Below are 13,366 nucleotides of genomic sequence, written 5' to 3'. Positions count from 1 at the left end.
CATGTTAAGAATATCGGCTTTAATAGCGCTATTACTCTCTTTTAGTGCCTGTAAATCGCAACAAAAAGAAAGGAAAGCTCCTTTGCAAATTGCTTTCATTGCCGATGTTCATTTACAAGATATTTTCCCAAAATTTGAAGATAATAATTACCAAGGAATTAAAAATCCAGTGACAGGCAAATATGCGAATATCAGAACGATGAATTCGCAATTGCATTCCACGAGAATTTTTAATGAAAATTATTTTGCCTTTTTAGCAGCTTTAGATGATATTGTAAAAAGAGGAATTACACAAGTAGTCCTTCCCGGTGATTTTAGCGATGATGGGCAACCAATACATGTTCGAGGATTAAAAAAAATACTTAACGAATATTCCAAAAAGTACGGCATGTCATTTTTTGTGACAACTGGAAATCATGACGCCGTTAAACCCTTTTCTGAGGAAGCTACCAAAACCGATTTTTTAGGGAAAGATGGTAAAGAGCAAATTATCAGCAGTTCTAAAACCTTGATTAAAAAGGAAAACCAATTAGAACCTATCATCACATCTGATATAAAAAATGGGGGGTACAAAGAGACTTTATATGAAATGGCCGATTTTGGTTTTTATCCAAAAAAGAATTATTTGTATTGGCAAACTCCTTTTTCAGATTATAATTATGAAAACTACAATTTTGATAAAGCCTTAGCCGAATCTCCTTTAGAAAAAAGAACTTATACTATTAAAAATACCAATTTATCTCTTCCCGATGCCAGTTATTTAGTTGAGCCAATAAAAGGAGTTTGGCTTTTAGCAATAGATGCCAACGCGTATGTTCCAAATCAAAAGTTATCAGGTTTATTGAATAATCCGAATGATTTTTCTGGAGCAAGCATTGGTTATAATAATGTGCTAAAATATAAGAGTCATTTAATAGATTGGATAAAAAAGGTTTCTGCGGAAGCAAAACAAAAAGGAAAAATATTGATTGCATTTAGCCATTACCCAATGGTTGATTTTAATGATGATGCTTCACCTGAATTGAAATTGTTATTTGGTTCCAATAAAATGCAGCTAGACAGAGTTCCCAATGAAGAAGTTGCCCAAATATTTGCCGATGCAGGTATCCAAATTCATTTTGGCGGACACATGCATATCAATGATACAGGGGTTCGAACAACTGTCAAAGGCAATACGTTGTTTAATATTCAAACGCCATCATTGGCAGCGTATATGCCCGCTTATAAGATATTGACTATTTATTCTAATTCTGAAGTTGAGGTAGAAACGATTGTGGTGGGTTCGGTTCCAAAGTTTAATAGCTTGTTTCCTTTTTATGAAGAAGAATATGCCCATTTGCAAAATATAAAAAGCCCAAATATTTGGAATAAAGACATTTTGAAAGCCAAAGATTATGAAGAATTCACCCAATGGCATCTGAAAGAATTGGTGCGTCTTCGGTTCTTACCAGAAGATTTTCCAGTTGATTTTTTAGGGTCTATTCTAAAACTTTCGGGTAAGGATTTATTACAAATCAACAAAAACACTTTAGAAATTAACAACGAATTATTATCGAATAATTTAACTATCAAAGATTTTGAATTATGGACAGGTTTTGACATGATATTCGATTTTTACAGATTAAAAAATGCTGATGAATTAGCTATTCCAGAGATTGGTGGCGATAGGTTAAAACAATACCAAATGGTTTGTGAACAGCTCGAAAAATCGAATGATGAGAAGTTGGTTTTATGGTCAAAAATTGTTTTAAAAACAATGAATGGACAACCAGCAAATCATTTCAAAATAAATTTAACCACTCACCAGATAGACCGAATAAATTCTTAGCGACCCTTAAAGTTTCTTAGCTCAAAAAATCGTAAATTGCTTATTTAATTCCTTATATGAAACCAAATCCCTTTATATTATTATTTTGTTTAGTCACTTTTTATTATTCTCATTCTCAGAATATTAAATTTGATCATTATAATGACAATAATGGGTTGTCCCACAATTCAATTAGACATATTGTACAGGACAAAAAAGGGTTTTTATGGTTTGGAACGTTCTCTGGACTGAATCGTTTTGACGGGTATCAGTTTAAAAACTATATGAGTTCCTCACCGGGTAATAATAGATTGTACAATGATGACATCACAGCATTAGAATTAGATGAAGCTTCGAACCATTTATGGATAGGTACCCGAAAAGGTTTGACACTCTTTAAAATGGATACGCATGTGTTTGTGACTTTTTTGCCTAAAAAAAATGACCCAAACAGTTTGCCCGAAGGAGAAATAAGATCGGTATATGTAGATAAATTCAAAAGGGTTTGGGTAGGGACTAAAAATCAGGGAGCTTATCTGTTTTATTTGGAAGAAAATAGATTTGAAAAGATTCCGATTAAGGATTTTGCTTATGTAAAAGAAATTTTTGAAGACAAAAAAGGAAACATTTGGATAGGGAGTTATGATAAAGGATCTGTTGCCAAAATAACATTAGACAGTAAAGGAACAATCGTAAAAATGAATAATTATACGCTCTCGGTTCCTTATTCTAATGAAAAAAATCCATATGTCAATTTTATTTATGAAGATGCTAAAGCCGATATTTTTGTGGGAACGCGAAAAGGTCTTTATAAATTAGATAAAAAAAACGATCAATTTGTAAATTTATATATTGAAAACAAAGATATCAGAGGCAATTTAGGACCGTATTTTTTATCTGTTGCCCAAGCTCCTGATGGTAAATATTGGGTAGGAACTTTAGGAGGATTGTTGGTCTGCAAGCAATTAGAAGATATTCAAAAAGGCGATTATAAATGGTATTATTCTATATTATCAGATGACACTTCTATCGTTGATAATCTGGTTTCGGCTTTGTATTTTGATCGCGCAGGTGTTTTATGGATTGGTACAGAAGACGGTCTGGACAAGTTTGATCCTTACGAAAACCAATTCACACTTAATAAAGAGATTTCACGCTACATAGGTAATCAGGCACCGCGTATTAGAGGATTCTCTAAAACGTACGATGGAAAAGTAATTGTAGCAACCAGTCATAACGGACTTTTTATTTCAAGTGCAAAAGGATTTCTGCCTCTGTATAATAAATCCATCGATATATCCAGTATCTATTCTGAAGACGGCAAAATCTTTTATTGTGGTCTTTGGGATGGGAAAATGCTAGTGTATAATTATAGTAGTAATTCATCAAAAGAAATCAATCTGGGTTTTGATACCTCGCCAATATTTGCTTTTAATAAAATTGGAGATCAATCGATGATGGTAGGTTCTTTTGGAGAAGGAGCGGTTATTTTGAATACAAAAACGTTAGAAGTACAGACTTCGAAAGGAAAATTACTGCCTGGTTTTCAGATAAATGCCATTGAAAAAGATGCTCAAAATAATGTGTGGTTTGCAACCGAAACAGGTGTTGTGAAATACAATCCAATATCAGGTAAAATAGAAACGTATAAATCACTTTCTAAAAGAGAAAACGGTATTCCCAACGAAGATAATGTCAGTGATATTATGATCGACAAAAAGGGTAAAATATGGGCTTCTACACGTTTTGGATTATGCTTGTACAATCCTAAAAGCAACACTTTTTCGACAATAAAAAACTTTAAAGAAATCTCTGGTACCTGGATTACCGATATGTTGTCCGACGCAAAAGGAAATTTATGGCTAAATATTAATAACAATAGTATTGCCTGGGTAAAATCGGATTTTAAGGATATTAATATTTACCATGTAAACAGTGGTAATAGGCTGGATGTTTTTAGCTCAAGTGGTTTTTTTAATTTTAATAATTCTACTATTTTTCTGGGTGGTAAAAATGGTGTTATTTCATTTTCTCCACAAACCATGAAAAGAAATAAGTGGTCGCCTGAACCGTTTATTACCGAATTTAAAATTCAGAATGACGAGGTTTTTCCTGAAATGGAAATTAACGGACAAGTACCGCTTTTAAATGATATAAATTACGGCAAAAAGGTAGAGTTGAGTTATAAAAACCGTGATTTCTCGCTTCAGTTTTCTACTCCCTCTTTTACAAATGAAAAGCTTAATAAGTTTCAATATATGTTGGAAGGTTTTGATAAGAATTGGATCACCACCAATAGTAATTCGAGAACCGTTCAATATACCAATCTTTTTCCGGGTAAATATATTTTTAAAATAAAATCAAGCAATAGTGACGGGCATTGGAGCAAGATAGTTTCTTATGAAATAGTTATTCTGCCTCCTTTTTGGTTGACACCTGTAGCATTATTACTATTTATGGTACTATTATTTGTGATTTTCTATTTTGTTAGAAAAGAGATTAGAAACCGTATTAGATTAAAACAAGAATTACTAACTGAAAAAATAAATCGGGAACAAGATATTAAGCTAAATAATGAAAAGCTTCGTTTTTTTACCAATATCTCTCATGAGTTAAGAACACCTTTGACTCTAATTTTGGGGCCTGCCAAACAATTAATGGAGGAAGGAAATGCAAGTGACTATCAAAAGAGCAGGTACAATCTGATTCATCAAAATGCGAGTAGAATGTTAAACTTGGTTAATCAAGTACTCGATTTTAGAAGAGCTCAGGCGGGAGAATTAAAACTAAAAGCTTCAGAAACAGATATTGTGTCTTATTCTAAAAATATCTTTGATTCTTTTAAGGAATTGGCTTTCAATAAAAATATTGTTTTAGGTTTTAATACTGAAAACGAAAATATAATTGGTTGGGTAGATAATGACAAGTATGATAAAATTCTATACAATCTTTTATCTAATGCTTTAAAATTCACCAACACATACGGTAATGTAGATTTGTTTATTCGATTAAAAGATGGCGAAGAAAATATATTGGTTATTGAAGTAAGCGATAACGGAATTGGAATTCCTTTAAAAAGTCAGGAAAAAATCTTCAAACGCTTTTATCAGGTGAGCAGCAGTAAAACTCATAATACAGGATCAGGAATTGGTTTGTCATTGGTAAGGTCATTGGTGACACTTCATAAGGGAAATATTAAAGTAGAAAGTGAACCTGGCAGTGGAAGTATATTTACAGTTGAAATTCCAATTGATCGTACTTTTTATACTGATAAAGAAGTATTCGAATATGTTATAAAAAATGATAATCAAAGTATGTCTATCCCTGAAAAGCCGATAAAGAAAATACTTCAAAATACTGACTTAAAACAAAAAATATTAGTAGTTGAAGATAATACAGAACTTAGAAAATTTTTAGTTGATTATCTATCCGATTACTATAAAGTGTACGATGCAGAAAACGGAGCGGAAGGACTGAAAATTTGCAGACAAATTAAACCAATTCTATGTGTTGCAGATGTTATGATGCCTGTTATGGATGGACTCGAATTTTGTTCGGAATTAAAAAAGGATGAGTTTATCAGCCACATTCCAGTTGTTTTATTAACGGCACTTTCTGAAAATGAAGATAAGGTAAAAGGATATGGTATTGGCGCAGATGGGTATCTCGTAAAACCTTTTGAGCCTTCGTTGCTTAAAACGGTTATAGAAAACATCATTAAATCAAGATTAGAATTAAAGGAAAAATTCTCTGGTGAAGTAGAAAGCAAGGTTGGTTTATTGACGCATTCTCCTATTGATGAAGAGTTTATGACAAAAATTACAGCTTTAATAAATGATAATTTGAGTGAATTAGAATTATCAACAGAATTCCTATGCGATAAATTAGGCGTTAGTTCTTCAAAATTATATCGAAAAATTAAAGAGCTTACCGATTTGGCCCCAAATGAATTTATTAGAACCATACGTTTGAAAAAAGCGGCTCAACTTTTAAAAACAAAAAGATATAATGTTTCTGAAGTTACGGAGTTAGTAGGATTTAATGATCCGTTATATTTTAGTCGTTGTTTTAAAAAGCAGTTTGGGTTTCCGCCAAGCAAATTAATTAATGGCTAATTCTTTAAAGTGATATAAATCAATAGTGTAATTCAAATCTATCCATGTTTTTGATGAATTAATCCATTTCATTTTCTATTTGTAATTCTATTTTTGTCTTGTAATTTTTAATTTAAATAGCATGAAAAAGATAATAGACACAGATAATCCATTGCATAATTTGGACGAATGGGAAGATGATTTATTAATACGTTATCCAGATCCAGCAGAAAACACAAAAGAAAAAGAAGAGTTTAGAAATTATGTTGATTCAGAAAGAGTAGAAACAGTTAAAGAATTTTACAGAATGAATCATACGTACCAAACTTATGATTTTGTATGTAGCAAGGAGGAGGAGTTTTTGCAGTTTAATAAAAAAAGAATGTCACTTTGGGAAGCGGTAGATTTTTTAAATACCCTTGTTGATGATAGTGATCCAGATATTGATTTAGATCAAACGCAACATCTTTTGCAAACTTCGGAAGCAATTAGAGCTGATGGTCATCCAGATTGGTTTGTACTTACCGGTTTTATACATGATCTTGGAAAAGTTTTATGCCTGTTTGGAGAACCGCAATGGGCAGTAGTGGGAGATACTTTCCCTGTTGGTTGTGCCTATTCAGATAAGATAGTATATCCAGAATTCTTTAAAGAAAATCCAGATTATACAAATGAAAAATTCAATACCAAATTGGGTGTTTATACCGAAAATTGTGGTTTTGATAAAGTAAAAATGAGTTGGGGACATGATGAGTATTTGTACCAAATCATGAAAGATTACTTGCCAGAACCAGCATTATACATGATTAGATACCATTCATTTTACTCACAGCATAGAGAAAATGCCTATGCTCATTTAATGAATGAGAAAGATGTAGAAATGTTCGAATGGGTCAAAAAATTTAATCCATACGATTTATACACAAAGGCACCGGTTAAACCAGATGTAAAAGCACTGTTGCCTTATTATAAAGAATTAGTAGCCAAGTATTTGCCAGAAAAACTTAGTTTTTAAAATTTAAGTCATTATTTTTTATAATGTGCTTATATTGATTGTTGCAAGAGCAATCTTAACTAAGAACCCATTTAATTAAGTTAATTAGTGTACCATTTTTATTGGCTTTTAGACGTTTTTATAGCCTTTAATAATGAAATAAATGGGTTCTGGTTAAAATAGTTTTGCTGAATTAAAATGATACAGTTTAAAAATTCCTATTTGGAAGATAACCAGATTAATACATGAAGAAAATTAGAACTAGAGTACTTTTATTTTGCCTGTTTGTAATGTATGGGATAACTGTTTTTGGTCAAGAAAAAAACAGTAGAAATGATTGGGAAAACCCAGAGGTATTTCAGATTAATAGAGAACCTGCGCGAGCTTCATTCCTTCCTTATGCAGATGAAGCATCAGCAATAAGAGATAATTATACTAGTTCGCCTTGGTATTTTTCGTTGAATGGGAATTGGAAATTCTCCTGGTCGCCAACACCAGATGAGCGTCCAAAAGATTTCTATAAAGTAGATTATAGTACTATAAATTGGAAAGAAATTGCAGTGCCTTCAAACTGGGAATTGAAGGGCTACGGTATTCCAATTTATACCAATATTACGTATCCATTTGAGAAAAATCCTCCTTTTATCAATCATTCAGATAATCCTGTAGGGTCTTATAAAAAAGATTTTGTTATGCCCGAAAATTGGGATAAACGTCACATTTATCTTCATTTTGAAGCAGGAACATCGGCTATGTATATTTGGGTTAATGGAGAAAAAGTAGGTTATACGGAAAACACCAAAAGCCCTGCAGAATTTGATATTACAAAATATGTAAAAGCAGGAAAAAATAATTTAGCTGTAGAAGTTTACAGATGGAGTGATGGTTCTTATCTGGAAGATCAGGATTTTTGGAGACTTTCAGGGATTGACAGAAACGTTTATTTGTACAGTACCAATGACATTCGTATTGCCGATTTTTTTGCAAAACCTGATTTGGATTCCAATTACAAAAACGGAAGTTTGAATGTAGAAGTTAATCTGAAAAACTTGAGTTCTGTTGCCGTTAATAACCAAAAAGTGGTGGCCAAATTGGTAGATGCTTCAGGTGCAACCATTTTTACTAAAGAGGTAAACGTAAATTTTTCGGCAAATAAAATTCAAACAATTAATTTCTCTCAAAATGTAGCTAATCCTAAATTATGGAGCAGTGAAGCACCAAATTTATACACATTGCTTCTTACATTAAAAAGTAAAAATGGCAGTATAATAGAAACTGTTTCTACTGAAATTGGATTCAGAAAAGTAGAATTGAAAGGCGGACAATTATTGGTAAACGGAGTAAGATTAATGGTTCATGGTGTAAATATTCACGAGCATAATCCTGTAACTGGGCATTATCAAGATGAAGCCACGATGATGAAAGATATCAAATTGATGAAACAACTGAATATCAATTCGGTGCGTTGCAGTCACTATCCAAATAACATATTGTGGGTAAAATTGTGTAATAAATACGGTATCTTTTTAGTTGATGAAGCCAATATTGAAAGTCACGGAATGGGAGTAGAAGGACAGCCTCTAATTTGGATGAATCCAAAAACGAATCCGGGTCATCTTCCGGAATGGCATGCTGCTCACATGGATAGAATTTACAGTTTGGTCGAAAGGGACAAAAACGCGCCTTCAGTAATCCTTTGGTCATTAGGTAATGAAAGTGCCAACGGACCTGTGTTTCATGATGCTTACAAATGGATAAAAAAGAGAGACAATACCCGATTGGTTCAATTTGAACAGGCCAAAGAAAACGAAAACACCGATATTGTTTGTCCGATGTATCCAAAAATTGAATACATGAAGGAATATGCTTCGCGTAAAGAAGTTACTCGTCCTTTTATCATGTGTGAATACTCGCATGCCATGGGGAACAGCAGCGGAAATTTTCAGGAATATTGGGATATTATCCGAGGCAGTAAAAATATGCAGGGCGGTTTTATTTGGGATTGGGTAGATCAGGGATTTGAAATGAAAGACGAAACAGGTCGCAAATATTGGGCGTATGGAGGTGATTTGGGAAGCCAAAATTATACCAATGATGAAAATTTTTGCCATAACGGATTGGTTTGGCCAGATAGAACACCACATCCAGGAGCTTTTGAAGTAAAAAAAGTGTATCAGGATATTTTATTTGAACCTGTTGATATTAAAAACGGAGTAATTGAAATAATAAATGATTTCGGATTTACAAATTTGAATAAATACCACTTTAGATATCAAATTTTAGAAAACGGAAAAAGTATCAAAGAAGGTACAATTGACGTTGTTCTGAATCCGAAATCAAAAAAACAGTTTAAAATTGATTTGCCAAAATTACCATCAAAAGCAGGTGTAGAATATTTATTAAATGTTTTTGCTTATACGAAAACAGGTTCTGAGTTGTTGCCTCAAAATTTTGAAATTGCCAGAGAACAATTTGTTATTGAAAGCGAAAACTATTTTGCGAAAGCAGAACAAGTAAAATCGGCTTCAAACATTAAAGAGGAGAAAAATGAATTTGTTTTAAGCGCTTCAAATGTTGTCGTTAAGATTAGTAAAACAACAGGATTGATTTCAAAATATACTTTAAACGGAGAAGAATATTTTAAACAATATCCAGAACCTAATTTTTGGAGAGCGCCAACAGACAATGATTTTGGAAACAAAATGAATGTAAAAAACAATATTTGGCGTACAGCTGGAAAAAATACCACCTTAGAAAATATTCAAGTCATTGAGGAAAATGGGAAAAGTTATGTAGTGGCCAAAATGAAGCTTAATGATGTTTTTTCTGAGTATACTATCAAATATGCGTTGCGTAATGACGGAGCTTTAGAAGTGTTGCCTTCCTATAAAAAAGGAAATGCTCCCTTGCCTGATATGCCCCGTTTTGGAATGATTTTCTCTCTTAAAAACTCGTTGGAAAATCTTGATTATTATGGAAGAGGACCTTGGGAAAATTATTCGGATAGAAACGAATCGTCGCTCAAAGGAATTTATCAAAGCAAAGTAGCCGATCAATATGTGCCTTATACACGTCCGCAGGAAAATGGATATAAAACGGATATTCGTTGGTTTACACTTTCAAATAATAATGGTAAAGGATTTGAAATAAAAGGATTGCAGCCTTTATGCATGAGTACTTTGAATAATTATCCAAGTGATTTTGATGCCGGTTTAACAAAAATGAATAGGCACCTGAGCGACATTACACCTAGAAATGAAGTGGTAGTTTGTGTTGATTTGGCCCAACGTGGATTAGGAGGAGATAATAGTTGGGGAGAATTACCGCATGAACCGTATTTATTGAAACAAAATGAATACAGCTACGGATTTGTCATAAAACCGATAGAATAAAAAATAAGTAGCATATTCCCCTTGTAGTTATGCTATTTCCCCAAGTCATACAATCGCTTCCCCAAGCGATTGTATTGGCTTACCTTATTAACGAAAAAAATATCATTAAAAAGAATTGGTACTCATCAAGAGGAACCAATAGTTGCAATATGCTTTTAAATAAGTAAAATATGAGTACTACTAATACAAATGGAAGATTAGTTTCTTTGGATGCTCTAAGAGGTTTTGTGATGTTTTGGATTATGAGTGGAGAACATATAGTCCATGCTTTGGCAAAGGCAATGCCTATTCCAGTTTTTATCTGGATGTCATCACAAATGCATCATACAGACTGGAACGGAATTACGTTTTACGATATGATATTTCCCATATTTTTGTTCGTTGCCGGGGTTTCGATGCCTTATTCTTTCGAAAAGAAAATGAGTAATGCAGGAGTAAAGACTCCTATGGAATTGCCATCTACCGAAAAACGAAAAATATACGGATCCATGTTGAAAAGGACGTGTATTTTATTGATTTTGGGATTTATAGTCAATGGCTTATTGCGATTTGATGGCTATGAACAAACCCGTTTTGCGAGTGTATTAGGACGCATTGGACTGGCTTGGTTTTTTGCCGGGATTATCTATTTAAATTTTGATTTAAAGAAACAAGTGCTTTGGTTCGTGGGCATTTTGGTTGGTTATTTTTTAGTTATGAAGTTAGTACCAGTTCCAAATTTTGGAGCTGGTATTTTAACGCCAGAAGGCTCTTTTTCAAGCTATATTGACCAACAGTTTTTGCCAGGGAGAATACACAGCAAAGTATATGATCCCGAAGGTTTGTTCTCGACTATACCAGCGGTTGCCACCGCTTTGTTGGGAATGTTTTTAGGAACCTTTTTGAAAAGCTACGCGAATGCTTTTTCGACTAATAAAAAATTACTGATACTGGTCGCTTCAGCAATTGTTTTGATTGGTATTGGAATGCTTTGGAATTATAGTTTCCCAATTAATAAACGTTTGTGGACCAGTTCTTTTGTGTGTTATGTGGGTGGATTTAGTATTTTGTTTTTTACCTTTTTTTATCTACTCATTGATGTATTGGGTTATCATAAATGGGCATTCCCTTTATTATTAATCGGTTCCAATTCTATTCTGATTTATATGGCGTCCGAAGGATTAGTGAATTTTAAATATACAGCAGAATTTTTATTTGGCGGAGCTATCAAAATGTTTCCGATTATCTGGCAACCTGTGTTTACAACCATATCAGTAACGTTTGTACAACTCCTTTTACTTTATTTTCTATACAAAAGAAAATGGTTTTTGAAAGTTTAATATTGAACCTAGAAATGAATTAAGAATTTCCAAAACAACAACCCGAAAAACCAACAACCAATAACCAACAACCAAATTTTCACACCTATTAACTAAAAATAAACCAACCGAATTATGAATACATTACAACTTGCTGATTACATTGTTTTTATTATTTACTTTATCATTGTTACCGCCTATGGGATGTATATTTATAGAAGTAAAAAAAATGCATCTACCAGCTCTCAAGAATATTTTTTGGCCGAGGGTTCACTTACCTGGTGGGCTATTGGAGCATCATTAATAGCCTCTAATATTTCGGCGGAACATTTTATTGGGATGAGCGGTTCTGGATTTGCACTCGGATTGGCTATTGCTTCTTATGAGTGGATGTCGGCAGCAACACTAATTTTAGTGGCTGTATTTATTATTCCGGTATATCTAAAAAACAAAATATTTACGATGCCACAATTTTTGGCAAAAAGGTATAATGATACTGTGAGTACTATAATGGCTATAATTTGGCTGTTGATTTATGTTTTTGTCAATCTTACTTCCATTATTTATTTAGGGGCTTTGGCTATTTCTTCTATTGCACCTATCAGCTTTGAGGCTTGTATTATAGGACTGAGTTTTTTCTCTATCATCGTTACTTTAGGTGGAATGAAGGTAATTGGATATACCGATATGTTTCAGGTTATCGTATTGATTCTGGGAGGTTTGGTTACTACTTATTTATCGTTAACGTTGTTGTCAGAACAGTTTGGATTTGGAAAAGATATTATTAAAGGACTTTCTATTATTGGTAAAGAAGCGCCAGATCATTTGCATATGATATTTGATAAATCGAATCCTCATTACGCAGAATTACCTGGAATGTCAGTGATTATTGGTGGTATGCTTATTAATAATCTGGCGTATTGGGGTTGTAATCAATATATTGTTCAACGAACTTTGGGTGCTGATTTAAAAACGGCCCGTAAAGGAATTTTGTTTGCTGCTTTTTTAAAATTAATGGTTCCAATTATTGCCGTTTTACCAGGTATTGCCATGTATGTAATGCACCAAAACGGAATGTTTCAACAGGAAATGGTAGATGCAGTAGGAACTTTAAAACCCGATCATGCCTATCCAACATTGATGAATTTATTGCCTGCTGGGTTAAAAGGAGTGGCTTTGGCAGCTTTAACAGCAGCAATTGTAGCTTCATTGGCAGGTAAAGCGAATAGTATTTCGACTATTTTTTCTTTAGACATTTATAAAAAATATTTTAATAGAAACGCATCCGAAAGAAAATTGGTGATTACCGGAAGATTATGTGTAGTAGTTTGTATGGTTATTGCGGCCCTTGTTGCTCCGGCATTAAAATCATTGGATCAAGCGTATCAATTTATACAGGAGTATGTTGGTTTCTTTTCACCAGGAGTTCTTGCCATTTTTTTACTGGGAATGTTTTGGAAAAAAACAACCGCCCAAGCTGGACTTGCCGGAGCATTGCTGACTGTGCCTATCGCAGCAGTATTAAAGCTTCTGCCTATGTGGACCGATGGTGCTTTTCCTGATTATCCTTTTTTAGACAGAATGACTATTGCTTTTTTTATAATAGTAGCTCTGATGATGACAATTAGTCTCTTGAAGCCTGAACCTATTAAGCAACATGAAGAACATAAAATTGAAGTTGATACCGCACTATTTAAAGTGTCCTCAGAGTTTGTCATTGGATCGTTCCTAATTTGCGGAATATTAATAGCTTTATATACTGTTTTTTGGTAGTATTTAAA

General features: G+C 33.2%; 6 protein-coding genes. All 6 read left to right on the top strand.

All coding sequences use genetic code 11. From position 1 onward, the window contains the following. Position 1 precedes the first annotated feature (1 nt). Positions 2-1,828 carry a metallophosphoesterase family protein gene (locus ACUN3A_RS02775; protein ID WP_445549828.1) on the top strand — a complete coding sequence of 609 codons (1,827 nt, stop codon included), beginning with the start codon at positions 2-4 and terminating at the stop codon, positions 1,826-1,828. A gap of 56 nt (positions 1,829-1,884) precedes the next feature. Further along, positions 1,885-5,922, top strand: a complete 4,038-nt coding sequence (locus ACUN3A_RS02770; protein ID WP_445549827.1) for a hybrid sensor histidine kinase/response regulator transcription factor — start codon at positions 1,885-1,887, stop codon at positions 5,920-5,922. 121 nt (positions 5,923-6,043) lie between these two features. Continuing rightward, positions 6,044-6,916, top strand: coding sequence for an inositol oxygenase family protein (locus tag ACUN3A_RS02765; protein ID WP_445549826.1), 873 nt, complete (start codon positions 6,044-6,046; stop codon positions 6,914-6,916). Positions 6,917-7,140: 224 nt separating this feature from the next. After that, the gene (locus ACUN3A_RS02760; RefSeq protein WP_445549825.1) at positions 7,141-10,287 is read left to right on the top strand and encodes a glycoside hydrolase family 2 TIM barrel-domain containing protein; all 3,147 of its coding nucleotides are present in this window, start codon (positions 7,141-7,143) and stop codon (positions 10,285-10,287) included. Between the two features lie 170 nt (positions 10,288-10,457). Continuing rightward, positions 10,458-11,606 (top strand): acyltransferase family protein, encoded by a 1,149-nt coding sequence (locus ACUN3A_RS02755; protein ID WP_445549824.1) that lies wholly within the window; start codon positions 10,458-10,460, stop codon positions 11,604-11,606. A 114-nt stretch (positions 11,607-11,720) separates the two neighbouring features. Next, positions 11,721-13,358 carry a sodium/sugar symporter gene (locus ACUN3A_RS02750; protein WP_445549823.1) on the top strand — a complete coding sequence of 546 codons (1,638 nt, stop codon included), beginning with the start codon at positions 11,721-11,723 and terminating at the stop codon, positions 13,356-13,358. Positions 13,359-13,366: the final 8 nt, after the last annotated feature.

The sequence above is a fragment of the Flavobacterium sp. WC2509 genome (assembly GCF_052683105.1).
This window is presented reverse-complemented; position numbering and strand designations above follow the sequence as displayed.

Excerpts from the sequence above, each read along its gene's own strand:
- ACUN3A_RS02765 (WP_445549826.1), top strand. The coding sequence starts at position 6,044 with ATGAAAAAGATAATAGACACAGATAATCCATTGCATAATTTGGACGAA.
- ACUN3A_RS02750 (WP_445549823.1), top strand. The coding sequence starts at position 11,721 with ATGAATACATTACAACTTGCTGATTACATTGTTTTTATTATTTACTTT.
- ACUN3A_RS02760 (WP_445549825.1), top strand. The coding sequence starts at position 7,141 with ATGAAGAAAATTAGAACTAGAGTACTTTTATTTTGCCTGTTTGTAATG.
- ACUN3A_RS02775 (WP_445549828.1), top strand. The coding sequence starts at position 2 with ATGTTAAGAATATCGGCTTTAATAGCGCTATTACTCTCTTTTAGTGCC.
- ACUN3A_RS02770 (WP_445549827.1), top strand. The coding sequence starts at position 1,885 with ATGAAACCAAATCCCTTTATATTATTATTTTGTTTAGTCACTTTTTAT.
- ACUN3A_RS02755 (WP_445549824.1), top strand. The coding sequence starts at position 10,458 with ATGAGTACTACTAATACAAATGGAAGATTAGTTTCTTTGGATGCTCTA.